19 protein-coding genes and 1 pseudogene are annotated in these 24,958 nt (G+C 69.0%); 7 read left to right on the forward strand and 13 right to left on the reverse strand.

The genetic code is table 11. The features are described from left to right. Positions 1-3 precede the first annotated feature (3 nt). Entirely contained in the window at positions 4-3,678 is a 3,675-nt protein-coding gene (locus JRI60_RS27720; RefSeq protein WP_204218890.1) for an SIR2 family protein, read from the forward strand. 84 nt (positions 3,679-3,762) lie between these two features. Here JRI60_RS27720 and JRI60_RS27725 read toward each other — a convergent pair whose 3' ends face one another. The 6 genes and pseudogenes from JRI60_RS27725 to JRI60_RS27750 form a co-directional block, all read right to left on the reverse strand. Then, entirely contained in the window at positions 3,763-4,554 is a 792-nt protein-coding gene (locus JRI60_RS27725) for a hypothetical protein (RefSeq protein ID WP_204218891.1), read from the reverse strand. A gap of 279 nt (positions 4,555-4,833) precedes the next feature. After that, positions 4,834-5,187 carry an IS66 family transposase gene (locus tag JRI60_RS27730; protein ID WP_204218892.1) on the reverse strand — a complete coding sequence of 118 codons (354 nt, stop codon included), beginning with the start codon at positions 5,185-5,187 and terminating at the stop codon, positions 4,834-4,836. Positions 5,188-5,339: 152 nt separating this feature from the next. Beyond that, positions 5,340-6,839, reverse strand: a complete 1,500-nt coding sequence (gene tnpC, locus JRI60_RS27735; RefSeq protein WP_204218883.1) for an IS66 family transposase — start codon at positions 6,837-6,839, stop codon at positions 5,340-5,342. 56 nt (positions 6,840-6,895) lie between these two features. Next, positions 6,896-7,294, reverse strand: a complete 399-nt coding sequence (tnpB, locus tag JRI60_RS27740; RefSeq protein ID WP_204218884.1) for an IS66 family insertion sequence element accessory protein TnpB — start codon at positions 7,292-7,294, stop codon at positions 6,896-6,898. Further along, the gene (locus JRI60_RS54640) at positions 7,291-7,701 is read right to left on the reverse strand and encodes a transposase (protein WP_204218893.1); all 411 of its coding nucleotides are present in this window, start codon (positions 7,699-7,701) and stop codon (positions 7,291-7,293) included. Before JRI60_RS54640 ends, tnpB begins: the two co-directional genes overlap by 4 nt. Before the next feature lie 55 nt (positions 7,702-7,756). After that, positions 7,757-8,965 (reverse strand): annotated as a pseudogene (locus JRI60_RS27750) (AHH domain-containing protein); the annotation flags it as partial. A gap of 343 nt (positions 8,966-9,308) precedes the next feature. Here JRI60_RS27750 and JRI60_RS27755 point away from each other — a divergent pair. After that, the gene (locus JRI60_RS27755; RefSeq protein ID WP_204218895.1) at positions 9,309-13,649 is read left to right on the forward strand and encodes an AAA domain-containing protein; all 4,341 of its coding nucleotides are present in this window, start codon (positions 9,309-9,311) and stop codon (positions 13,647-13,649) included. A 3-nt stretch (positions 13,650-13,652) separates the two neighbouring features. Here the strand turns inward: JRI60_RS27755 and JRI60_RS27760 are convergent, their stop codons facing one another. Continuing rightward, entirely contained in the window at positions 13,653-15,239 is a 1,587-nt protein-coding gene (locus tag JRI60_RS27760; protein WP_204218896.1) for an N-acetylmuramoyl-L-alanine amidase, read from the reverse strand. 138 nt (positions 15,240-15,377) lie between these two features. Between JRI60_RS27760 and JRI60_RS27765 the strand changes: the two genes are divergently transcribed. Continuing rightward, positions 15,378-16,304, forward strand: coding sequence for a hypothetical protein (locus JRI60_RS27765; RefSeq protein WP_204218897.1), 927 nt, complete (start codon positions 15,378-15,380; stop codon positions 16,302-16,304). A gap of 10 nt (positions 16,305-16,314) precedes the next feature. Here JRI60_RS27765 and JRI60_RS27770 read toward each other — a convergent pair whose 3' ends face one another. The 3 genes from JRI60_RS27770 to JRI60_RS27780 form a co-directional block, all read right to left on the reverse strand. Beyond that, positions 16,315-17,079 carry a DUF3592 domain-containing protein gene (locus JRI60_RS27770; RefSeq protein WP_204218898.1) on the reverse strand — a complete coding sequence of 255 codons (765 nt, stop codon included), beginning with the start codon at positions 17,077-17,079 and terminating at the stop codon, positions 16,315-16,317. Between the two features lie 25 nt (positions 17,080-17,104). Then, positions 17,105-17,725, reverse strand: a complete 621-nt coding sequence (locus JRI60_RS27775) for a TIGR02265 family protein (RefSeq protein ID WP_204218899.1) — start codon at positions 17,723-17,725, stop codon at positions 17,105-17,107. Between the two features lie 203 nt (positions 17,726-17,928). Beyond that, complete coding sequence (locus JRI60_RS27780) at positions 17,929-19,080, reverse strand: SAM-dependent methyltransferase (RefSeq protein ID WP_204218900.1); 1,152 nt, start codon at positions 19,078-19,080, stop codon at positions 17,929-17,931. A 186-nt stretch (positions 19,081-19,266) separates the two neighbouring features. Here JRI60_RS27780 and JRI60_RS27785 point away from each other — a divergent pair, with 186 nt between their 5' ends. Beyond that, positions 19,267-20,313 (forward strand): PKD domain-containing protein, encoded by a 1,047-nt coding sequence (locus JRI60_RS27785; protein WP_204218901.1) that lies wholly within the window; start codon positions 19,267-19,269, stop codon positions 20,311-20,313. A 51-nt stretch (positions 20,314-20,364) separates the two neighbouring features. Here the strand turns inward: JRI60_RS27785 and JRI60_RS27790 are convergent, their stop codons facing one another. Further along, positions 20,365-20,748, reverse strand: coding sequence for a hypothetical protein (locus JRI60_RS27790; RefSeq protein ID WP_204218902.1), 384 nt, complete (start codon positions 20,746-20,748; stop codon positions 20,365-20,367). Positions 20,749-20,952: 204 nt separating this feature from the next. Between JRI60_RS27790 and JRI60_RS27795 the strand changes: the two genes are divergently transcribed. Beyond that, positions 20,953-21,327, forward strand: coding sequence for a YccF domain-containing protein (locus JRI60_RS27795; RefSeq protein WP_204218903.1), 375 nt, complete (start codon positions 20,953-20,955; stop codon positions 21,325-21,327). A gap of 112 nt (positions 21,328-21,439) precedes the next feature. Continuing rightward, positions 21,440-22,006, forward strand: coding sequence for a 2OG-Fe(II) oxygenase (locus JRI60_RS27800; RefSeq protein WP_204218904.1), 567 nt, complete (start codon positions 21,440-21,442; stop codon positions 22,004-22,006). Positions 22,007-22,019: 13 nt separating this feature from the next. Here JRI60_RS27800 and JRI60_RS27805 read toward each other — a convergent pair whose 3' ends face one another. Further along, complete coding sequence (locus JRI60_RS27805; RefSeq protein WP_204218905.1) at positions 22,020-22,916, reverse strand: LysR family transcriptional regulator; 897 nt, start codon at positions 22,914-22,916, stop codon at positions 22,020-22,022. Between the two features lie 64 nt (positions 22,917-22,980). Between JRI60_RS27805 and JRI60_RS27810 the strand changes: the two genes are divergently transcribed. After that, positions 22,981-23,910 carry an MBL fold metallo-hydrolase gene (locus JRI60_RS27810; RefSeq protein WP_204218906.1) on the forward strand — a complete coding sequence of 310 codons (930 nt, stop codon included), beginning with the start codon at positions 22,981-22,983 and terminating at the stop codon, positions 23,908-23,910. Positions 23,911-23,941: 31 nt separating this feature from the next. Here the strand turns inward: JRI60_RS27810 and JRI60_RS27815 are convergent, their stop codons facing one another. Beyond that, positions 23,942-24,949 carry a hypothetical protein gene (locus tag JRI60_RS27815; protein ID WP_204218907.1) on the reverse strand — a complete coding sequence of 336 codons (1,008 nt, stop codon included), beginning with the start codon at positions 24,947-24,949 and terminating at the stop codon, positions 23,942-23,944. Positions 24,950-24,958: the final 9 nt, after the last annotated feature.

Below are 24,958 nucleotides of genomic sequence, written 5' to 3' on the forward strand. Positions count from 1 at the left end.
ACCATGGCCCCGGCGACCGAGATCATCGACTTCGAGCTGGAGCGAGGGCGCCATGGCTCGCTGCTCGGCCGTGAGGATGTGCTAACCGAGCTGGATGCGCTCCTGCTTGGGGGGGGGCCTCGTGGCTGGGTGCTGGTCAAGGGAGGACTCGGACTGGGCAAGAGCGCGCTCCTGACCGAGTGGCTGAGACGGCGCGAAGCCGCCGGGCAGCGCGTTCCCCATCATTTCCTGCAGCACGGCGTGGAGGATCGGGATCGGCCCGAAGTGGTGAAGCGCAACCTGGCGGCGCAGACAGAGAAGCTCTACCCAGAGTTGGTAGATTCAGAGGCACGCCCCGAATCGCGCTTGAGCAAGCTGCTGGTGAGAGTGTCCCAGGTGCTGGGGCCGCGCCAGGAACAGCTAGTGCTGATGGTCGATGGGCTCGATGAGGTGGAGGAAGACGCGGACGGCTCCAATCCATTGTCGGGATTCCTGCCGCCTACGCTGCCGCCCGGCGTGAAGGTGCTCTGCGCCTCACGCCCCACCTACCCCCATTTGAGCTGGCTGGAAGCACGGGACGGCCTGCGCACGATCGACTTGGATGACGAACGGTGGGCGCGCTCGAACCGGCAGGTGGTGCGCGAGTACTGGGCACGGGAGCGAGCCTCCTCCCGGTTCAACCCGCCGCTGGCGCAGGGGTTCGTGGAGGAGATCGTCCAGCGGGCCGAGGGCAACATCCTCTATTCGGTGAAGCTGGCGGAGTGGCTGGAGGCCCAGCCCGTGGAGAAGAGGCAGGCGGAGCTTCTTCCGCGAGGGCTCGAGGCGCTGCTCGACGAGAGCTGGGAGCGCATACAGAAGCTGTCTCCAGACCTCCGGGGCTTGGCGGAGGAAGGCCTGGGGGTGATGGCCGTGGCGCGTGACGCACTGCCGCGGTCGATCTTGTCGGACGTGGCCGGCTGGAGGGAACTGGGCGAGCCCGATCGGTTCCTCCGGGTGGCGCGCTCGTTCCTGCTGGAAGAGGAGGCACCTGGGCGCAACGAGAAGGCGTGGCGGCCCTTCCACGAGTCCTTTCGAAGGTTCGTCCTGACAAAGCTGGGCGCTGAGCGGGCCAGGGTGCTGCACTCACGAATGGCCGGGAAGCTTTGTCAGTGGCCCCTGGGCAGGGGCGAGAGAGGCTTTCGCAGGAGCTATGCGCTGCGCCATGGCGTGACGCACTTGCTGAAGGCGGAGCAGTGGGAGCAGGCACGCAAGCTGTACACGGACATGGGCTACTTGGAGAAGCGGTGCCAGGAGGCCGGAGTACTGTCCCTGGAAGAGGCCCTGAAGAGCGCCGTGGTGGAGGTGCCAGAGCCCGAGCAGGAGTTGGCGAGGGCGCTATTGCGTGCCATCCAGGCGGGCTCGCATGTCTTGAAGAGGGATGCGAAGGCGCTGCCCTTGCATGTCTACAACTGGCTTCGCTGTGGGGGATGGGAGAGGGAGCGGATCGAGAAGGAGCTGGGGTTTCCAGAGGGGATGCCCGAACTGCGGCTGAGGCATCCCGTACGGGCCGGGGCGCACGAGCGGACGTTGGAGGGCCACAGGGACGGGGTGAATGGCTGCGTGGTGACACCGGACGGGCGGTACGTGGTGTCTGCCTCTGCGGACGGAACGTTGAAGGTGTGGGAGGTGGAGACGGGGCGGGAGGTAGCCACGCTCAAGGGCCACGAGGGCGAAGTGACCGGCTGCGCGGTGACGCCGGACGGACGAAGCGTGGTGTCCACCTCCGGGGACAGGACGCTCAAGGTGTGGCAGATGGAGACGGGGCAGGAGGTAGCCACGCTCAAGGGCCACGAGGGCGAAGTGACTTGCTGCGCGGTGACGCCGGACGGGCGTCGCGTGGTGTCTTCCTCCGAGGACAAGACGCTCAAGGTGTGGGAGGTGAAGACGGGGCGGGAGGTGGCCACGCTCAAGGGTCACGAGGGCAGGGTGCGTGGCTGCGTGGTGACGCCGGATGGACTGCATGTGGTATCCACCTCCGTGGACAAGACGCTGAGGGTCTGGGAGGTGGAGACGGGGCGGGAGGTGGCCGTGCTGAAGGGCCACGAGGACAAGGTGCGGGGTTGCGCGGTGACACCGGACGGGCGTCGCGTGGTGTCCGCCTCCGAGGACAAAACGCTCAAGGTGTGGGAGGTGAAGACGGGGCGGGAGGTGGCCACGCTCAAGGGCCACAAGGGCAAGGTGCGTGGCTGCGCGGTAACGCCGGACGGGCGGCACGTGGTGTCCACCTCCGACGACGGAACGTTGAAGCTGTGGGAGTTGGAGTCGGGACGGGAGGTGGCCACGCTGGAGGGCCACTGGGACTGGGTCAATGGCTGCGCGGTGACGCCGGACGGGGGGCGCGTGGTGTCCGCCTCCGGGGACAAGACGCTCAAGGTGTGGCAGGTGGGGACGGGGCAGGAGGTGGCCACGCTCAAGGGGCACGAGAGCTGGGTGACGGGCTGCGCGGTGACGCCGGACGGGCGGCACGTGGTGTCCGCCTCCGATGACAGGACGCTGAGGGTCTGGGAGGTGGAGACGGGGCGGGAGGTGGCCGTGCTGAAGGGCCACGAGGACAAGGTGCGAGGTTGCGCGGTGACGTCGGACGGGCGGCGCGTGGTGTCCGCCTCCGAGGACGGGACGCTCAAGGTATGGGATCTCCGCTCCGGGCAGTGCCTCTATACCCTCCACGGCTTCAATGGATTCCTGACGGTGGCTATCGGTCTAGATTTCGTTTGTGCAGGAGACGTGAGGGGAAACGTCTGGATCCTTGAGACAGGTTCCTCGGTCGCCAGGATCCCTGTTGATTCCAACAAGGCGACTTCGCCGGTAACTCCAACTCCCATGACCTTCTTCTTTCCTCCGCCCCTTCTTGATGCCTACCGTTCCAGGAAACTGGCTCTCTGCATCGGCTCTGGGCTCTCATTTAGCGAGGGCGTCCAGGGAAATTTTCCCAAGTGGCTTGAGCTTCCACAGCGTTTCCTGGATGCATGCGAGCGTCAGGGAGTGCTCGACGCGGAGATCATCGCGGCCAAGCGCACCCAGTTCGCGAAGAAGATGCGTCTTGAGGTCATGCTCGCGGAGCTGGGCACCCTGGTCACCGCGCTGGGCCGCAGCTACCAGGACGCGCTCAACGACATCTTCCGGCCCCCCAATGCAGCCCCGGGCCTTGTCCACCACGCCATCGCCCACCTGAGGGTCGGCGCAATCCTGACCACCAACTATGATCCGCTCATCGAGGATCTCGGGGAGACACCCCGTCGGCAACCGTACACCTGGAAGGAAGCCGATCGAGCGCTCAACGATCTGCAGGCGGGGCGCCGCATCCTGTTCAAGATCCACGGGACCGCCGAGCGATACGACACCGTGGTCATCACTGAGCGCGAGTACGACGGGGTCCGCTCCAACACGCGCTATCAATCGGTGCTGCGCCACCTGCTCCAGGAGTACATGGTCCTCTTCCTCGGCTATGGGATGAATGACCCGTTCGATATCGATCTAGTGCTCAAGTGGAATGCGGATGTGTTCAACTCCGCAGCTCGCCGCCACTACGCACTGTTGAAGGATCCGAGTGACACGGACAGCGACCGCTATCTCCGCGACCACAATGTCCAGGTGCTTCCCTACAGCGACTACGCGGCCCTCCCCGGCATCCTCGAGGCGTTGAAGCACGCTGGCCCCTGATAACACCCAAAAGGGCATGAGGACCTCCGAGAGGGGTGGGAGCGCTCAACATGAGGCTGGGGACGTTGACCCAGGGAGGCGAGCTCACGCGAAATCGAGGAGGCGGTGCTCTTGGATCAGGCACCGAATGCCCTGCGCGACGAGCGAGGTGTCGATGCCCTTGAAGGGGGCGTTGTTGAACCACCCGTCGCCCGACACCACCAGCACCTTGCGCCCGGACAGTTGCGTGCAAGCGATGTAGGTGCCGGGAAGCTCAGCACGTGCCGGTGCGCTCGGGCCAAAGAGCTTGCGGAATGCGTCGGAGGTGCTCGCGCCGATGCCGACCAGCAGGTGGATGTCGGGAAAGTGATTGAGGACCTCGCGGAAGCAGGGCCGTCCGTGGTCGAGCACGGTCTGGTACCTGAGCTGCCGGATGGTCTTGCTCGCAAAGGGCGTGAGCACATCCACGTGGGCGGCGAGGTGACGGGCCTTCGCACGGAAGTACGACACGTTGAGGTGGCGGAGGAGCTCTTCGAAGGCCGGGAAGAACCCCGTCCAGGGCGGGCCCTTGTCCTTATCCAAGCGCAGTCGCGCTTCGAAGTAGTCCCGCATCTTCTCAAGCGCGGCGGCGGCCTCTTGCTCCCCACAGGCGCTCAAGTCACGGACGTCGGCTCCCTGTCCGCTCATCGCCAAGCAGCGGTAAGTTGAGAACTCCCCCTCGGAGGGGTTGTATCCGACCGTAAGGACGCGCACCGGTTGCCCCTCAAACCCCTGGCTTCCGAAGAAGAGGGTGGGCGTTGAGCCCTCGGTGATGCGACCCGTGTAGCCGGGCCTATTCATGAAGTCGTGCTGCACGCGGCAAGTGTCCATAAACAGCGCCGGGAGGGTTCGCGTCATGGCGGCGCATCCTCCCCCAAAGGAGACACCGAGGACCACCCCACTAAGTTCGAGTTTCGCAGTTTTGGAGGCGGTCAAGCCGCTGTCTTCAAGGCGCCGGGCAGTAGCAGGAGGAGGTTTTGTCGACCCTGTTTGCCATGTGGGTTCGCAGAAATCGCAGCGCGGAGACAGGCGTAGCGCAAGGTGGTGAGCATGTCGGCGAAGGGTAACAGCTCGCCGCGCCCCGTCTAGACGGGGCGCGGATGAGCCCGCCGAGCATCGAAGCAAGGAGCGGCGACGTCAGTCGGAGCTGGCCGGGAGCGTGACGGTGCCGGGATTCTCGATGGCGGCGAGTGCGGCGCGCAGCAGGTAACGTCCGGGGTCTTCACCGCGCAGGCGGGCCGTCTCAATCAGCGAGTAGAAGAGGGCCGCTACCTCGGTGCCGCGCAGCGATTTGGAGCCGTAGTGATTCTTACGGCCCACCACCATGTCGCGCAGTTGCCGCTCCACCAGGTTGTTGTCCAGCGGCACCCACGGGTTGGAGAGGAAGACGGTCAGCCCGCTCCACAGCTCCAGCATGTACTCGAGTGCCTTGCGCAGAGCACTGCCCGGCAGCGAGCGCTGAGCGAGCGCCCACTCGCGGATTGCGGCCACCAGCGGAGCGGACTTCTCGTAAATGCTCGCCGAGCCCCGTGGTCGAAGAGCTTGACGACGAATGGAGGGCGTGAGGGGGCGCTCACCGCAGTGCAACAAGCACCGCGGCGCCCGGTTAGCTCGAGACAGGTGGGAATGAGTAGCGTAGCGCGTCAGCCCTCGGCGGGCTGAGCGAGTTGGTTGGGCAGGGGGAGCGCTTCCCCGCGCAGGGCCGCCAGCGCGGCCTCTCGCAGGTAGCGCTTGGGGTCCACCCCGCATAGCTTCGCCGTCTCCATCAGGCTGTAGTAGAGGGCCGCCACCTCGGTGCCGCGCCGGCTCCGGCTGCCGTAGTGGTTCTTGCGGCCCACCGCCAGCCCGCGCATGGCACGCTCGGTGGCTCCATTGTCCAGCGGCACCCGCGGGTCCGTCAGAAACCGTGTCAGCCCCGTCCACCGGTTGCTCATGTATTTGATTGCCTGGCCCAGCGCCGACTGGGGCAGGACGCGCTGCTCGCACGCCCACTGGTGCAGCCGCTCGATAATGGGACGGCTCTTCTGCTGTCGCAGTTCCAGCAGGCGCGCCAGGTTCTCGGGCCCCTGCTTATACTCGCGCTCCACCGCGTACAGCTCGGCAATCATGTCCAGGGCTTCGTTCGCCTGGGGGAAGGCTTCCGCGCACTCGACGAATTTGCGCCGCGCGTGCATCCAGCAGTTCACCAGAGATATGCCCGCGCTCTTGCCCGCCACGCTCTCGTATGTGCTCAGCCCATCCGTCATGAGGACTCCACGGAAGTCCTTGAGCATGTTGCGCGCGGCCTCCACGTCCCGGCCCTCCTGTATCCGGTACACCACGGCGTCAGGAGCGCACAGTGCCCAGGCGTACCAGCGCGTCTGACTCTTGCTGCCCAGCAGCGGCCAGCGCGTCTCGTCTCCCCCCAGAATCTCCCGCGTCAGCAGCGCCTGGTGCAGCGCCTCGTGCGCGGGCGACAGCAGCCGCGCCAGCGCGTCTATCTGGTCCCAAAGCGTCTGGCTGTCCACCGCCAGCCCCTCGCGCTGCATGGTTCTCACCTGCCGCTCCAGCGGCATGTGGTCGAGGTACTTGGCCACGGCCACTTCCACGGCGAAGTCCACCGAGTAGCGCCCGCCGGGCTGAAGCTTGGGCGGGCCCAGGGCCGTCTCCACGCATCCGCCGCACCCGCAGCGGTACTTCTGTCGCTTGTGGCGGCGCAGCACGAAGCGCCGCTCCACCACGTCCACCTCCTCGGCCTCCTCGTAGCAACCCTTCATTTCCGTCAGCGCCCCGCCGCACTCGGGACACTGCTTGTCTGGCTCCTCCAGCGTGTGCACTTCCTCCAGCAGTGGCAGTGTGGGCTGGGTGCGCGGGCCGTGGCCGCGCGCGGGCTCGGCCGGCCCGGCCTGTTTCCCCTCGTCCTGCTCGCCGCGGGGGCGCTTCTCGCTGGAGCGGCCAAACAGCTCGCCGGTGCGCTGCGCGAGCTGCCGCTCCAACTCCTGCAAGCGCAACTGCAATTCCTCGGCGTCCTGGCCCCGCGCGCTCATCAGCTTGCGCGTGAGCTCCACCACGCGCGCCACCAGGCGCTTGTTCTCCGCCTCCAGCAACAGGGCCGCCTGGCGCAGCCTCTCCACGTCCTTCTCCGTCGTAAGCTGGAAGCTCATGCCCCCGGTAGTGACATGGCTTCACCCTCCCGCGCAAGTAGTCCGTGCAGCGTGACTCACGAAGTCACCCCCTGCACTGTCTGGGCTTGGAAGAGAGGCACCAGTTTGTACGGCTCGGGCGACAGCGGCGCTCGCCCCACCATCTCGCTGCCCTCCAGGAACAGGGCCAGCTCCGACACCGTCAGCTCAAGCGGCTGCGCGCCACTCTCGCGCCGCCACAGCGGGGCGAAGCGTCCCTTCTCCAACCGCTTGGCGTACAAGCACAGCCCGGTGCCGTCCCAGAAGAGCGCCTTGGCCCTCTTCCTGTCCCGTCCGACGAAGAGGAAGACGTCTCCCGAGAGGAAGTCGCGCCCCAGCGCCTGCGTCACCAGCCCGCACAGCGCATCGAAGCTCTTGCGCATGTCGCACGGCTGCCCGTAGGCGTACACCGCGAGCCTGCGCGTGGAGCCAATCACTGCAGCCCCCTCAGCAACCGCACCGCGTCTTCCAGCGACAGCCCCTCCACCCGGACTCCCCCCGGCCCGTGCACCACCAGCCCCCTTCCTCGAGCCTGGGCACGCTCGGCCTTTATCTCGACGGGCACCAGCGCCTCCCTCGCGGGCTGCTGCTGGGTGGCTCGGCGCGCCGCGCTGCCCCACCGGCTGAGCGTCCAGCTGCTCATGCCCAACTCCTTCGCCGCTTCCTCCACGCTCGCCCCCTGCTGCTGGCGCGCTCGCACGTACTCCAACGCTTCCTGTCTCTGCTCCTCCGTGTAGCGCGCTCTCGGGCCCACTCCTCCCCGCTCTTGCACCACCTTCCGGAACTTCTCCGCCTGCTCCTTCATGTCCATCTCTTCCGCCTCCTTCTTGGGGACGACGGACATGCTCACGTCTCGGCGCTCACGTCACGACGGGCTCGGGCGAGCATTTACCCCTCCCCAGGCGCCTGAAGACCTCTTGATGGTACGCCTCGGGGTGGGGGCCCTTGTGGCTCGGGACGGGCACCTTATTGGCTGGGTCCTCCATGGACATGCCGGCCTTGTCGAAGAATTCCTTGAGTCTCGGTGTCCAGGGCCCGCCACGGGCCGGAGACTTCCCATTCTCCACGGTGGCGATGTGGTGGATGTGGGCGGCCTCCTTCTCCTGCATGAACAAGACGGCACCGGAGGCGGCGGGAAGCGTGAGCGCGAGTCGGCCCTCCACCACAGACACCGACGTCGCTTCGGCTGCGGCGGCAGGCAAGCTGAAGCCGCCCACGGTGGCTGCATTGTGCACGGCCTGGGGCAAACCCGGCAGGCCGCCTCCCTCCGAAGCCTTGGCACCCGCCCTCCACGTCGCCAGAAGGATGAGAATTCGGAGGGTGTTGGGCCCGAGCACCTGGGCGTACCGCTCGCTCGCGTCGCGCAGCTCGAGGAAGGCGCTGGCCTCCTCCGCGCCCTCCCAGAGTTGCTCTGTGGCGGAGATCAGCCCCCAGAGTTCTTTGCCCAGGTAGCCCCAGAGGAAGAGCGTCATCGCGATAGCGAGGCCCTTGGACATCGGCTCCGGGGCCATGAGCACCAGCAGGTAGATGGACAGGCCGGTGAGCAGCGTCGTCATGGCCGTGGCGGAAAAGTCCCGGAGGACTCCGGTGGCCGCCTCCACCGCTGGGGTGAGGGCCAGAGAGAGCGCCAGCGCGAACCTGTCCCGGTGACTGAGGGTGGTGTCGTCAGGCCCATCCCCCAAGAGCCAGAAGCAGTCCCCCGGAGAGCCGCGCCGCTCGCACAGGCGCGCGTAGCCCCCTTCGACACTGGAGTCTCCTGCTCCCCCAGGCGGCCAGGAGGCCAGCACCAGGCGGCCGGCCAGCGGCCTGGCGGGGCGGGTTGCCACCACCCGCAGGGGCACCTCCAGGATGAACTGGGTGAAGGCTTCGCGAAACTCCGTGTCCGAAACCTGGACGGGCGCGAAGTCGCTGCTCGGCGTGAGGGTGACGTACTCCCTGGGGGCCGGTGGGGGCGTGAGCCCGTTGTAGCGGTGGCCCACCAGGAGGCTGCCGTGTGGGGTGCCCGTGACACAGGCCGACTGGAGGATCAGGACGAGGAGAAACCAGCCGCCCAACAGGGGGCGTAGCCGAGTGCCAGGTGAGCGCGGGCCGACAAGACGGGTGGACACGGCGCACCTCCGCAGCGACGCGGCGTGCAAGCCGTCGCTCCGGAATTACACGGAAGTACGGGTGTGCCCGTCAAGCTGGCGGGTCGGGAGCCTCTCTCAGATCGGTGATCGCGATGGTCCGGTGCACGCATCCGGCAGAGCAATCAAGGCCCGGACGAATGCTCGACATAGCTTCTCGGAGTCCGGCATCTGCTCGACCTGCAAGTGCGAGACCTGACACGCAGTGCTTTCGAGGGAGTCAAGCGAGTTGGCCCAAGCCGGAACCGCCAGCAGACGTGGTAGGAGGAACGCGTCCCCCTGGAGGTGCGCCCTGTCGGAGCCCCGCAACCGGTTCCTCGAGAAGATGCTCGATCGGCTGTACGCCTCGCTCGCCTCGGGCCCGAGCATCAACTGCCGTCCCCACAACAGCCGCCAGCGCGTGGACCTCACGCTGCTGAGCCGCCTGGATGGAACCTCGCCCCAGGCCGTGCTGGCCGGACTCCTCGGGGAGAAGGGCGCGGCGAAGCTCTCCGTGCGCGCCACGTCCTCCTCGAAGGATGCCGCGGACGCTCCCTCCAAGCGTGAGGACGACGAGCGGCAGGCGCTGCTGCGCAAGCTGTCCACCATCGCCGAGGATGCCCGCACCTTCGAGCAGGACACCGGCGCCCAGGTGCTGCACGTGGGCTATCCCCTGCTCCACCTGCCTCCGGACGCCAAGGACAAGCGGGGCTTCGCCAACACCCGGCGCATCCTGGCCCCCATCGCCTTCATCCCCGTGCGCCTCACCCTCAAGAAGGGCCGCACCCCGGGCGTGGAGCTGGAGGCCGCCGCGGATGGCGTGGAGCGCGTCATGCCCAACACCGCCCTCACCGCCTGGGTGGAGCGGCAGACGGGCAAACCCCTCGGGGACCTCTTCGCCGACGAGCAGGGGGTGGAACCCTGGCGCGAGCTCAACGAGCTGGCCGCCGCCGTGGCCAGGGCCCTGGAGCTGCCCGCTCCCGCCCCCTTCACCCCGGAGACGCCCCTCTCCCCCACCCCGCGCTCCGAGGACGAGTCCACCGCCGGAGCCGCCATCCTCCCGTGCGCCGTGCTCGGCCTCTACCCGCTGTCCAACCAGAGCCTCGTGGACGACATGCGGGCCCTCGTGGACGGCGAGCCCGTCCAGGGTCCCATCGAGAGCTTCCTGCGCGTGGGCGTCTCCCTCGGGGCCACGGGCACGCCCAGGCCGGACGCGGCCTCCCAGGGCACCTGGCGCGCGGGGGAGGACCGGCTCGTCTCCCATGCGGATCCCTGCCAGGCCAGGGCGGTGCGGCTCGCGCGCAGCACCCGGGGCCTCGTGGTCCACGGACCTCCGGGCACGGGCAAATCCCAGACGATCGCCAACGCCATCGGAGACCACCTGGCGCGCGGCGAGCGCGTCCTGCTCGTCTGTGACAAGCGCACCGCGCTGGATGTGGTGAAGCACCGGCTGGAGCACCTCGGCCTGGGCTCCCTCTGCGCGGTGGTGCACGACGCGCAGCGAGATCAACGCGAGCTCTACCTCGGCATCCGCGAGCAGCTCGACAACCTGACCGAGACCCGGGGCAACCCCGCCGCCCAGGCCGAGCTCTCGCGCGTGGACGCCGAGCTGCAGACGCTCCACGACGAGCTGTCCTCCGCCGAGCGCGCCCTCTCCGAGCGTCCCGCGGGAGGCACCGAGCCCTCCTTCCACGAGCTGGTGGGCCAGTGGCTCGGCCAGGAGGCGCCGGAGTCCCTGGCGCGTGCGACGGAGAACCTCGGCACCTTCCGCCTCGCGGACGCGCGCCCCCACGAGCGCGAGGTGCGCGAGGTGTTGGATCGCGCCGTGAAGGAGGGCTACCCGGACAACCCCTGGCGCACCGCGCTGGGCGCCGAGCTGAAGGACTACCTGTCCACGCCGCTCGCCACGTACCGCGAGCGGATGGCGTCCACCGTGGAGGCCGCGCGCGAGGCGGATGCGCACGCCTCGCCGGACGTACCCGCCTTCTCTCCCTCGGGAGATGTGGTGGCCGAGGGCCGGGCACGCGCCGCGCTCGCCGACAAGCTGGAGCCGGTGCTGAAGGAAGCGACTCCCGAGACGCTGGCGCGATGGATCTCCGCCACGCCCGAGGCCGTGCAGGCGGCGAAGACGCAGTTGGAGGGATTGGCGCCGCAGGTGCGGGTGTTGAACGAGGGGCCGCTGGACGCGGAGCTGGCGCTCGTGCACCGCTCGGAGCCACAGGGCCTGGGCGTGCTGGGACAGTGGATGGCGTTCCTCGCGGCCTGGCTGGAGGTGGCGCGCAAGTGGTACCGCTTCCTCTTCTTCTTCACCCGGAGATCGAAGGCCGTGGAGGTGCTGCGGCGCTTCGGGCTCACCCTGGGGCTCGAGGCCGTCGAGCGTGTCTCCCGCTTCCTCAACGGCGTGCGCGCGCGAGCCCTGCTCACCGAGTACCACCAATCGGTCCTCGCGCCGGGTGCCACCGGGGCGCTCGCGGACGACGCGCTGGCCCGCGGCCTGCGGACCCATGCGGCGCTGTTCGAGGTGTTGCTGACACTGGAGCGTGAGCCGACGCTCGCCACCTGCCGGCAGGTGGTGCGCGAGTCCCTGCGCGGCGACGACGCGGCACGAGCCCGCCTGCTCGCGGGCCTGCGCCAGTCGGCCGCGCGCGCCGAGACCGTGGCCCGGCTGGAGACGCGCCTGACCGAGGTGGGCCTCTTCTCCTCCGCCTGGTGCGTGGCGCAAGGCCGGGCGCTGCGGGCGGGTGGTCAGGCACAGCCGCTGCTCTCGTCGCTCGCGGCGCGGCTGTCCAGCGTGGAGGGACTGCTGAGACTCCAGTCGGTGGTGGCGGGACTGCCGGCGTCGCTCGGCGGGGCGGCCGAGAAACTGGCCCTGGCCGGCGCGGACCCCGAGGACGGCTGGCGCGCGGTGCGCAAGGCGGTGCTGGCCTCGGAGGTATCGGCGCGGGTGCGGGAGAATCCGGTGCTGCAGCACATCGACGCGGATCGCCACCACGCGAGCCAGACGCGCCACCGCGCCCTGGAGGCGAGGAAGCGCGAGCTGGTGCGCGACGTCATCCTGCACCGCTGGACGGAGCGCCAGCGCGAGCGGCTGCTGGCCTCCACGGGCGGGCGGCTCAACGGGCTCGGAGCGGAGCTGCGCCGCCGCCTGTTGCTGCGGGGCGAGCGCGCGCTGCGGGTGCGTCAGGTCATCGCCGCGGGCGCGGGAGCCGAGGGAGGAGATCCTCTCTTCGACATGCGGCCGGTGTGGATGGCGAGCCCGCAGACGGTGGCGCAGATCTTCTCCCGCCGGGAGCTCTTCGACGTGGTCATCTTCGACGAGTCCTCGCAGTGCCGTCTGGAGGAGGCGCTGCCGGTGCTGACGCGGGCGAAGCGGGTGGTCATCGCGGGAGACCCCAAGCAGCTGCCGCCCACGCGCTTCTTCGAGTCCGCCGTCGTGCAGAGCCAGGAGGAACTGGACGCCGAGGACGAGCAGGGCCTCTTCGAGGATCAACAGTCCGAGGTGGAGGATCTGCTCGGCGCGGCGCTGAACCTGGAGATCGACCAGTGCTACCTGGACGTGCACTACCGCTCGCGCAACGCGGATCTCATCGGGTTCAGCAACGAGCACTTCTATGACTCGCGGCTGCAGGCGATTCCGGGGCACCCGTCCAACCGGGTGGAGCACGCGCCGCTGCGGCTCGTCCACGCGGGAGGCCTGTACGAGAAGCGGGTGAACGTCGTGGAGGCGCGCGCGGTGGGCGCGTTGGTGAAGGAGCTGCTGTCGCGGCCGGAGCCGCCGTCCATCGGCGTGGCGTGCTTCAACCTGTCGCAGCGCGACGCCATCACCGAGGTGCTGGAGGAGCTGGCGGCGGCGGACGCGGACTTCGCGGCGAAGCTGGCGGCGGCGCGGACGCGGCGCGGCGAGGGCTCGTTCGAGGGCCTCTTCGTGAAGAACCTGGAGAACGTCCAGGGAGACGAGAGGGATCACATCATCATCAGCACCACGTATGGCCCGGACGCGAAGGGGCGCTTCTACCGGCGCTTCGGGCCGCTGGGGAGCGCGGGCGGCGGGCGGCGGCTCAACGTGCTGGTGACGCGCGCGCGGCAGATGGTGCACCTGGTCACGTCGATTCCTCGCGAGGTGTACACGGCGCTGCCTCCCGTGGAGAGCGGCCGGAAGCCGAACGGAGGCTGGCTGCTCTTCGCCTATCTCCAGTACGCCGAGCGGCTCGCGGAGGAGTACGCGCGCGAGGCCGGCCAGCCCGAGGAGGCCCCCCTGGAGCGGCCGGAGCCGGTGGTGCGTGAGCGGGAGACGGAGGCGGGCTCGGCGTTCGCGCGGGCGCTGGCGGACGGCCTGGCGCGGACGCACGGCGTGTCCTCGGACGTACACTGGGGCAACGACGGCTTCTGCGTGGACGTGGCCCTGCACCATCCCCGCCGCGCCGGGGACGTGACGGTGGGCGTGCTGTGCGACGGCACGCGCTACCCGAAGGCGGCGGATCCGGTGGAGTGGGACCTGTTCCGCACGGCCATGCTGGAGGGCCAGGGTTGGAAGCTGGTGCGGCTGTGGTCGCCGCACTTCTTCCGCGACCCCGAGGGGGCCACGGCCAAGGTGCTCCAGGCGGCCAGCGAGCAGATCGCCCGCCAGCCTCCGGTGACGGCGTCCGCCGGGAGCCAGGGCGAGCCGGCCCGCCGCGTCCTCAACTGAGGCTCAGTTCACCTGAACCTTGGCGACCTGACGGCCGCCGAGGAAGTCCTCCACGCCGTGGGCGATGGCCTGGGCCACGTCGTCCTGGTACTTCTCCGAGGCCAGCCGCTGCTCCTCCTCGGAGTGGGACAGGAAGGCCGTCTCCACGAGGATGGCCGGCATCTTCGCGCCCAGCAGCACGTAGAAGAGCGCCTCCTTGGTGCCCAGGTCCTTCACGCCGGTGTAGCCGCTGGACAGGTGGCTCACGAGGTTCTTCTGCACCCGGGTGGCCAGCCGCGTGGACTCCTCGGTGTTGGCCTTGGTGGCCAGGTCCGCGAGGATGAACTGCAGGTCGCTGATGCCCTTCTCCGAGGACGCGTTCTCGCGCGCCGCCAGGCGGATGGAGTAGCGGTCCGCCGAGGTGTTGAGCGTGTACGTCTCGATGCCCCGCAGCTTCGAGGTGGGCGCCGAGTTGCAGTGGATGGAGATGAACAGGTCGCCCTTCATCTCGTTGGCCATGCGCGCGCGCTCCTCCAGCTTCAGGTAGTGGTCGTCCTCGCGGGTGAGCATCACCTCCAGGCCGCGGTTGCGCAGCTCGGTGGCGAGCTTGCGCGCGATGGCCAGCGTCACGTCCTTCTCCCGCGTCCCCTTGCGGCCGATGGCGCCGGTGTCGTGGCCTCCGTGGCCCGCGTCGATGACCACCCGGCGCACCTTCAGCCCGAGCTGCTCCGCCAGCGTCAGCTCGGTGCCGTTGGACGCCTTCGCCACGGCCTTGAGGCGGGCCTGCGCCATCTGCTCGTCCACCGGGGCCGTCACGGGCTTGTTGGACGCCACGGCCGGGGCGGGCTCCACCGCGGGCTTCACGGGCTCCGCCGCGGGCTTCGACTCCGAAGCGGGAGCCGGCTGCGGCGCCTGGGCCACCACCTTGGCGGGAGCCTGCGCGGGGGCGGGCTCCGGCTCGGCCGGCTTGGACAGCTCGACGCGGATCACCGGCACCTGCTCCGCCGGGGCCTGCTTCTCGGCTGGAGCCGGCTTGGAGGGCTCGGCCGAGGCGACGGCCGGCCTGTGCTCGGGGGCGGGCGGCGGGGGCTTGTTGCGCACGGGCGTCTTCGGCGGAGGCAGCGAGGCCAGCAGCGCCTTCAAATCCTTCGCGCGATCACCCCTGGAGTTGACCGCGAGGCTGCCGTTGATGACACGGCGCGCGGACTCGGGCTGATCCAGCTGCTCGAAGTAGATGCGCGCGAGCGTATAGGCCGCGTCGTCCGCGAGCCGGTGCTTCGGATGGGACTCCACCACGCGGGTGTAGTAGGCGATCGCCGCCTGCTGATCCTCGGAGACGAAGGAGATGCGGCTCAGCTCGTTGAGCAGCTCCGCGGCGGTGTAGAGGGCTTCCGGGGCCCGCTGGCTCTTGGGAAAGCGGCTGGCCATGGCCTCGAAGCGGTGCGCCACGTTGAGCCAGTTGTGGCGCAGCTTGCGCCGGGCCGCGTCGTCCTTGAGGGTATAGTAGGACCTGCGCGCCTCCTCGTAGGCGGTCTCGGCCGGATCGCGCTTCGCCTGGGCGGCGAGCGGCAGCAACAGGGCCAGCAGCAGCGGGGCGAGGCGTGGGTTCATGGGTCGGGTCCTCCAGACAAGGGCGAGGGCTACAGACGTGTGTCACGGCCCACCTACACCGGCAACTTTTCGCCCCGCCGGGGTTTGAAGCCCCACCCCCCGCACGGGTACACTCGCCCCTTCTTCTGGGGAGACACCATGGCGCAACCACCCTCGGGTCAGGGCAAGGGTCAGGGCGGTTCGGGTTCCGGTCAGCGCACGACCACCAGTGGTGCCACCCCGGCGGCCCGGACGAGCACTGGCACCGGCATCCCCCGCACGTCCACCAGTGGCTCGGTGCCCGCGGCCCGGAGCCCCACGGGGGAGCAACCCGCCGTGCGCCGCAGCCCCACCCTGTCGTCACTGCCCAACGTGCGCGCAGGCGTCACCGCCTTCGAGCTGGGGTCCACCCAGGACTCCAAGTCCTTCAAGAAGGGCCTCGACCAGTCCGCCTTCGATGGCGAGGGGGAGCACACCCAGGTGGATGCCCTCCTGGGCGCGCGCCGCCAGCCCTCGCCTCCCCCCACGGAGGAGAGCGCCTCGGCGGGGAAGACCTTCGACGGCACCACGCCGCCCCCGGAGGTCATCAGCCGCGACGTGTGGAAGGCCATCAACGCCCCCCTGCAGAGCCGCGAGGGCCGACGCTCCCCGGACCTCTACAAGCAGGTCATCAACCAGTTCGCCGCGGGCCACAACCCCCGCTACGAGGCCGCGGACGCCAAGCAGGGCCGCTCCCACATCTTCGTCTGGGACGTCACCCGCGCGATGAACGCGGAGATCCCCCACTTCGTCGGGCCGCGCGAGCTCACCGTCTCGCAGACGTGCGACTGGCTGCGCCACGAGGGCACCATGCGGGGCTGGCGCCGGGCGGACGTCGAGAGCGCCGCGGCCGCCGCCGACGAGGGCAAGCCGGTGGTGGCCGTGCCCAAGGACTCCAGCGTCCGGTGCATCGGCGTGGTGCGGCCGGGAGGGCTGGGACAGGACGGCCGGCCCCGCTTCGCCGCGGCGGGCCTCCAGCGGGGCAACGACCTGGGCACGAAGGAAGCCTTCGGTGTGATGGCCCTGGAGTACTTCGTCCACGACTGAGGCGGGCGCCTCAGCGCACCCACCCCAGCGCCCGGGCCAGCGCCTCGTCGATGACGCGGGCCTCGCCGGGCAGCGACGACAGCACCGCCGCCAGCACCTTCTCCCCGTTGCGCACCGGCGCTCCCCCCGGGCGCAGGCGCGCGCGCACCGCGTGTTTCTGGTCCTGCTTCCAGTAGCTGGCCGGGAAGAGCACCTCCCGGCGCGACTCCGGCAGCGGGCCGTCCGGGGTCAGCCACACCAGCATCCCCTTGCGCAGCGGCTCCAGCTCCGCGCGCAGTGTCCGCCTCAGCTCCCGGCCGAAGAGGCCCACCGCCACCAACCCCCCGAGCGCCAGCCCCCACGGCACCAGCCCCAGCGCCCGCGCCCGCGAGCGCACGTAGCCCGCCTCGCGCGGCCTGTCCGGCAGTTGGGGATCCACCAGCAACCGCACGCGAGCCCCGGGGCCCAGGCCCTCGGCGTACTCGGCCCGGGTGAGCACCCCGCTGGCCGAGTACTGCACCTTGCCCACGGCGTAGATGACCTCGAGCCTCGCCTCGGCGCCCTCGCGTTCGTCCCGGGGCGGGAGCGTCATCGCCGCCACCTGGCCTTCCAGCTCCTCGGCCCGCGAGAGGAAGGCCTGCTCCTCCACCACGAAGCGGCCCAGGACCGACGCCCCGGCGCCGAGCGCCGCCATCACCGCGAGCCCCACCACCCCCACCCGGACGAGCCGGGGGATGGCACCGGGTACTTTCGAGAGGGGGACACTCCGGGGGGCCTGGGGGATGGCGAGCTGCATGGCCCCATCCTACGGGAGGCCCCGGCTACTTCCAGCTCACCATGTACTCGACGGAGAGCGGCCCCGTCGACCGGCCCCTCACCCTCGGCTCGCGCGTGCCCACCACCTCGAGCGCCGTCGCCAGCGCGCCCTCCACGTATTCACGGGGGAGGAAGTCGCGATCCAGCGCGATGAGCGCGTTGCCCGGCGCCCCGAACGTCACCGCGCACCGTCCGCCATTGGCCGAGGCCACCGCGTACGCCATGGGCAGGCTCTCCAGCAGCCGCTTCGGGTTGCCCGTCAGCAGCGTCTGCAGCGGCCTGCCCGTCGAGGAGGACAGGAAGTCCGTCGCGCCCCGGCGTCCCAGCGCCCGCAGGGCACCCTCGAAGCTCCCGTACCCATCCCCCAGCTGCTCCGCCGCCGACCACAGCAACCGCAGGAAGGAGGCCGTCGGGTAGCAGGTGAAGTCCACGAACCGGCGCTCGCCGCACGCCTCCACGCATCGCCCCACGGCCGCCTCGTCCCCCAACGCGCGCATCACTTCCATCACGCTGCGGAAGAACATGCCCCGCACGCTGTCGGCCGGAGTGGCCAGCGCCAGACTCCGCTTCAACTCCTGCTCGGCTCCAAGTCCTGCCGGTTCCCTCCCGGCCACACCACGCTTCATGTGCTCTCCGCCACTCCCCACCGAGGCCAGCCCATACCCAATATCGGTCGGGATGACCTCTTCCGCCTCAACTTCGCCTCCTGGAATTTTGGATCCGAAACACCTGGGGCGGCATGAGCCCGTCGAGCACCTGACACTCTGGCCTCCCAGCGATGGGAAGACGCCCCGGGGCCGAGCGGGAGCCCCGGGGCCTGGGGCCAGGACTACTCCAGATCGCGCTCGCCGAGATTCACGGCGCCGATCCACCGCCGGCGGTTGAAGCCGTCGAGGTTCTTGTTGGCGACGATCTGGAAGCAGGTCGACGAGCCCTGGGCGGCGATCTCCACGGACCAGCCGAGGAACATCTGCCAGAGGCGGAACCACCACTCACCGTAGACCTTCACGATCTCCGTGCGGTGGGTCATCCAGTTGTCGTACCAGCGGGAGATGGTGAGCGAGTAGTGGATGCCCACGTTCTCCACGCTGTGGATCTCGAAGCCCGCGGCCTCCATGTTGCTGACCACGAAGGAGAGGGGCATGGAGGCGTCAGCGCCCGGGAAGATGTACTTGTTCATGAACAAGCCCCAGACGAGATCCTCGAAGTGGAAGCCCAGGGTGCCCTTCTTGGCGCGCAGCCCGGCGATCTGCAGGTAGAAGAGCCCGTCATCGGCGAGCATCCCGTAGACCTGCTCCATGAAGGCCTGGAACTTCCTCACGCCGACGTGCTCGGCCATCTCCAGGCAGGAGATCTTGTTGTAGGGGCCGGGCGGGATGTCGCGATAATCCAGGGTGAGGATGCGGGCGCGATCGGCCACGCCCATGCGGGCGATCTGCTCCGTGCCGTACGCGGCGCCCTTCTGCGCGATGGTGATGCCCGTCGCGTCGACCCCGTAGTCCTTGGCGGCGGTGGCCACGAGCGTTCCCCAGCCGCAGCCGATGTCGAGGTAGCGCTCCCCCTTCTTCAGCTGCAGCTTCTCGCCGACCAGCCGCATCTTCTGGTCCTGCGCCTCCTCGAGGCTCTGGTTGGTGTCGGTGAAGAAGCCCGACGTGTAGATCATCCTCGGCCCGAGGAACCAGCCGAAGAAGTCGTTGCCGCGGTCGTAGTGCTCGCGGCCGATGCGGACATCCTGCTCCTGCGAGTGGACCAGCACCTCGGGCAGGAAGTTGGTGATCAGGAACTTGAAGTGGTCGGCGACGAACTTGTAGTCGGCCACCGTGTGACGCTCGCGGATGAAGGTGCGGAAGTCCCCCTCGATGTCAAGGCGCTCGTGGATGTAGTCCTCGATGAGCGTGGTCATCGGGACCTTTCCAGCGGCATAGCGCGCGCTCACGGTCGGGTCTTTCGGCTTCAGACGGAACGAAACGGGAACATCCATGTAATTCCTCCAAGAAAGAACTCTGTCCCACGGAGGAAGGCAGCCCAGCGGTCCGGGCGATCCCCCGCGGAGCAGAGGGTCGGCACTCTAGATAAGCACGCGGGGGGCAGCGAGCCTTTCCGACGGACTCGCGTGCGATAGTTGGGGGAACCGGGCACGCAGGCGACGCCCGGGCAAGGGGAAACCATGCACACGTCTCAGTCGATCCCGCCCTCGCGGCGGACCTCGCGCAAGTCGCTCCACGCGGTATTGCTCCTGAGCCTGGGATGGATCGGCTGCGATCTGTTCGATACCGACCCCCCGGACCCCACCCCCAATCACGCCCCCACCCTGTCCCAGGTGAGCGCCACACCGGCCTCCCTCGACGAGGGCGCGAGCACCACCCTCTCGGTGACCGCCGCCGACAGGGACGAGGACGCGCTCACCTATACCTGGACCCAGACTCCGGCCGCGCCCGCTGGCACCTTTGGCCCGGAGACCGGGGCGAGCCGCACGTGGACGGCGCCCGCGGTGCCGGCCGACACGACCTTCACCCTGCACGTGACGGTCTCGGATGGGAAGGAAGGCACGGCCGAGGGCACGGTGGACGTGGCGGTGAAGAACGTCCCCACCGTGAACCGTGCTCCCACGGTGGACGCGGACATCACCGCCCCCACCTCGGTGATCGCGGGAGACACCGTCAACCTCTCCATCGGAGCCACCGATCCGGACGGAGACACCCTCACCTACTCCTGGACGGTGAGCCCGGCGGGCGCGGGCACCTTCACGAACCAGACCGCCGCCGCCGCGCGGTGGCGCTCCGGAGACCTCGCCACGGCCACCACCTATACCTTCCAGGTCACGGTGTCCGACGGGCACGACCCGGTGACGCGCTCGAAGGATGTGCAGGTCACCATCCCCACCTACGCCAACGACATCCAGCCCATCTGGACCGCGCAGTGCACGGGCTGCCACAACAGCAGCAGCGGTACCCGGGGAGGACTCAACCTGGAAACGGGCAAGTCCTACGCCTCCATCGTCAACACGAATGGTGTCGGCGGGTTCCCCCAGACCTGCGGGGCCACCGTGCGTGTCGTGCCGAAACAGCCCGACAACTCCCTGATGGTGAAGAAGATCATCGGCAACGCCTGCGGAGGCAGGATGCCGCAGGGCAACCCGACCTACTTCGACGAACACCCCGGTGAGCTCACCCGCATCCGCTCCTGGATCCTCGCCGACGCGCCCAACAACTGAGCGCTCGGCGCGCACTTCCCGGGCGCCTTGCATGTCCGGGAAGTGCACTGGCTATTGCTCCTGCCCCGGAGCCTCGGTCTCCAGGCCGGTGTCGTCCCACGGGGCCCCACCGTAGTAGCCAGGCTGCTGGAGGTAGTAGCCAGCCGCTGGCGGTTGTTGGCGGTAGTAGTCAGCCGCTGGCGGTTGCTGAAGGTCGTCGTCAGCCGCTGGCGGTTGCTGGAGCTGATAGCTACCCGCCATTGGCTGCTGGAGGTAGTAGCTGCCCGCCATCGGCTGCTGGAGCTGGTAGCTACCAATGAGGGGCTGCTGGAGCTGATAACTGCCCGCCATCGGCTGCTGGAGCTGATAGCTGCCCGCCATCGGCTGCGCATGAGCCCACCCCACCGTTCCCCAGGACACCGCCACGACCGCGGTCGTCAGGAGGCTCTTGAGCATGTCCAACCCCTTCCTCCAAGGGTCCAGGCTCAATGTAGCCGTGGGGCCTCCGACAGGCGCTCGGCCCCTCCTCCACCGTGGCCGCTCGCCCGAGGAGCGCCGCACCTGGCCGGATCACCGTTCATTCCCGAAGGGGACGCTCACCCGTCGTTTTCCCGTGGAGGAGCCAGGCATGCCGCGCTTCGGCGGCATTAAACTGCGGACATGCGACTGCTCCTGAACATCCTGTGGGCCATCCTCGGTGGTGGGATCGTCATCTGCCTCGAGTACCTGCTCGGTGGCCTCCTGCTGTGTCTCACGGTCGTCGGCATTCCCTTCGGGGTGCAGTGCTTCAAGCTCGCCGGGCTGGCGCTCCTGCCCTTCGGGAAGGAGATCGTCGACGCGCCGGGGAGCAACCCCATCGGCTGCGTGCTGAACGTCTTCTGGCTCGTGGTCGCCGGAGTGTGGATCTTCTTGAGCCACCTCGCGCTCGCCCTGCCTCTCGCCGTGTCGATCATCGGCATCCCGTTCGCCATCCAGCACGTGAAACTGGCGATGATGGCGCTCACGCCCTTCGGCAAACACGCGCGCGAGACGTGAGCGCGCGGGCCGTTCCCTCCTGACCGCCATCCCCCTCGGCCCCGCCCGGCATCTTGCACGCACCGGACTTGGTGTGTAAATTACACCAAGCTTGTCCCGCAGGGGGATCGAGATGGGTACACCAGCGCAGGTGTTGTCGGAGCGGCCGTTCATCCGGACGATGTCCGCCGTGCTGTCCGAGGCGGAGTGCGAGGCGATGAGGCAGCGCATCGAGTCACTGGGACCGGCCCCGGCGCCGATCACCACGCTCCGGGGTTTCGTGATGCGCCCGGACATCCGCAACAACGAGCGGGTGATGTTCGATGACGTGGCGCTGGCGGCGGAGCTCTTCGAGCGCGTGCGCCACTGCGTGCCGCCCGTGTTGGGGCGCTGGCGGGCGGTGGGAACCAACGAGCGTTTCCGCTGCTACCGCTACCAACCGGGGCAGTTCTTCGCACCGCACTTCGATGGGGCCTTCATCCGCTCGCCCGTGGAGAGGAGCATGCTGACCCTGCTCGTCTACCTCAATGGGGACTGCGAGGGCGGAGAGACACGGTTCCTCGACCTGGAGCGCGAGGTCATCCCAGCCCGGGGCATGGGGCTGCTGTTCGAGCACCCGGTGCTGCACGAGGGCGCGGTGGTGCGAGGCGGAACCAAGTACGTGCTGCGGACCGACGTGATGTACCAGCGCGATCCGTGAACGGCTCCCGGGCTCACGGGCGGGAATGCCCCATCCCCACCTTCTCGAGCTCGGACACGAGGAGCTCGGAGACGAGGCGCACGCGGGGGATGTCGAGCGCCGACTTCGCGCACACCAGGTGGAGCGAGCTGCGCGCGAAGGGGCCGAGGCTGATGGACAGCGGCACGAGCGATGTCGGGCGGGCGAAGCGGTGCGCGGAGCGGGTCATCACCACGGCGCCGAGGCCTGCCTCGGCCGCGGCGATCTGGACGAGGTAATTGTCCGAGGTGAACACCGGGGAGAACCCGGGAACGAGCTCCTCGAGCTGCGGATTGGGCGGCAGCATGTCGAGCGGTGGAGCCCAGGCGATCCACGGGAGGTCGGCGAGGCGCGGTTCGCGCGGCAGCTTCGCGGCGAGCGACTTCGAGACGAAGACGGCGTTCTCGAACTCGAGCGACAGCACGCCCTTGAGGCCCTCCTGGGTCGGTGCCCTGTTACGCAGCGCGAGGTCCGCCTCTCCCCGGTTGAGGTCGAGGTACTGGACGCTCGAGAGCACCTCGAGACGCAGGCCCGGGTGGGTCCGCGCGAGCCACGCCGCGAAGGGCGCGAGGAAGTCGAAGCACAGGTAGGGGCTCGCCGTGATGCGGACGAGCCCCCGGGGCGACGTGTCCGAGGACTCCACGGCGCGGCCCACCTCGCCGGCCCACTCCGCCATCTTCCTCGCGGGCGCGAGCAGCCGCTCGCCAGCGCTGGTGAGCGAGGCGCCGTCGACACTGCGCCGGAAGAGCGCCGCGCCGAGCGAGTACTCCAAGGCGGCCAGGCGGCGGCTCACGGTGGGCTGACCGATGCGGAGCTTCCGCGCCGCGCCGCTCAAGCTGCCCGTCTCCGCCACCGCCAGGAACAGCCGCACGTCTTCCCAGGGGATATCCATGAATGGATGGCATCATGACGAAATGCCCGATTTCAATCCACGGACGTATGGATAGGGTGGGCTCATGCCCATGAGAATCCTGTTCGTCTCCGTCCTCACCGCCCTGCTCGCCGGATGCGCGGCGAGCACCCACGCCACCCGGAAGTCCACCCTCGGAGTCCCGCGCACGTCCGCCGAGCTGCTGGCGGTCATCGACCAGCCGGGCCCGGTCGAGCTCGAGACGGTCGCCTCCTGCGACTGGAAGGTGGACCGGAGTGGCCTCATCAACCTCGACCACCCACGCGCGAAGGAGGCCGGCCTGGCCGACGGTCCGGAGGACATCCAGGTGTTCTTCCACGTGCTGAGGCACCCGGAGCACGGCACGTTCATCGTCGACACCGGCGTGGAGAAGGCGCTGCGCGACGAGCCCGACAAGGCGGCCATGCGCGGCATGCTGGCCTCGTTCATGAAGATCGACACGATGAAGTTCCACGAGCCGCTGGGGGACTGGCTCGCGAAGCAGGAGAAGCCTCTCCAGGGCGTGTTCCTCACGCACCTGCACATGGACCACGTCGCGGGGATGGCGGACGTCCCGGCGGGCACCGCCGTCTACATGGGCCCGGGCGAAACCTCCGCCCACGCGGTCCTCAACGCCTTCGTGCAGGGCAGCACGGACCGCGCGCTCCAGGGGAAGGCGGCCCTCAACGAGTGGGCCTACCAGGCCGATGCGGCTGGCCGCTTCGCCGGGGTGCTCGACATCTTCGGGGACGGCTCGGTCTGGGCGCTCTGGGTGCCGGGCCATACGCCGGGCAGCACCGCGTACCTCGTGCGTACGACGAAGGGCCCGGTGCTGCTCACGGGAGACGCAAGCCACACCCGCTGGGGCTGGGAGCACGACGTGGAGCCGGGCACCTTCTCCGGTGACATCCCCAGGAGCGCCGAGAGCTTCAAGCGCCTGCGCCAGCTCGCCACCGAGCACCCGGCCCTCGACGTGCGCTTCGGCCACCAGCACTGAGGCACACGGTGACGGGGGCCGTGGACCCCCATCAACGGATGGGGACACGCCCGTAGAGCTGGCCTATGAAGTTCATGCCAGCCCCCCACTCCCGCCCGTGGAGGGCCATTGCGATCGCCAGACCGGTCTGCATGTGAGCCCAGGTTCGGCCACCGTCCTCACTGTGGTGGTACCAGACATCCGCGCCATCCTCGAACGGGTCGATGGAACCGGTGATGACGCGGATGGTGTCGCCCGAGACCGCGAAGGACTGCACACGGTGACGCCGGAAGCAGAAGGGAATCCACTGCGCCCCCGGAGCGTCGCGACGGATGGCCAGGGTCTCGGCCACACGCCCAACGAGAATGCCACCGTCGCCGTCTTCCAGTTTGACCCCCGGCATGGGCTCGTGCGTCCACTGCTCACCGTGCTCCGAGATGCGGAAGAGCCCCTCGGGTCCGAGCAGCCACACGGTCCCGTCCAGGCCACGCGCGAGCCGCTCGATGATGGAATCGCGCGTCCCCGGCAGGGGCACCCGCTTGACGGTCTGGCCTCCGTCCGTGCTGACGTAGAGCCCCTCGTGCCCGAGCCCCCATACCTCCTGCTCCGACACGACGAGCAGCCTCGACATCGAGGGGACCACACCGCGATCCTCCCAGGTCCGTCCCTCGTCGCGCGAGCGGACGAGTTTGAACAGCCTGTCCCTCCCGCCCGCCGGATGCGGCAGCGACAGGACGCCGAACCACACGCCCTGGGCGCTCGCCAGTGACAATGCCGAGCCCGGGAAGAAATACCAGCGCCGCGGTCCAGTGGGGGTGACGCGCCAGAGGGTATCGCCCTCCTCGGGGTAATGGCCCTGCGTGTAGAACGCGGAGTGATCCCCGATGAAGATTCCGTTGTCTGGCAGATTATGTTGGAGCGGAGGACCCAGGGCTTGCCACACGCTGGTCCCGGTTCCAATGCCATGCACGCGAAGCGTGTCTCGCGCCCAGAAGAACGCGCTCGTACCGAGGCACAGGAAGCAGGGGCTGAAGAGGAGGACGAGAAGGACCTTGAGCATGGGGAGTCC

It is taken from the genome of Archangium violaceum, from assembly GCF_016887565.1.
Classification (GTDB): Bacteria; Myxococcota; Myxococcia; order Myxococcales; family Myxococcaceae; genus Archangium; species Archangium violaceum_B.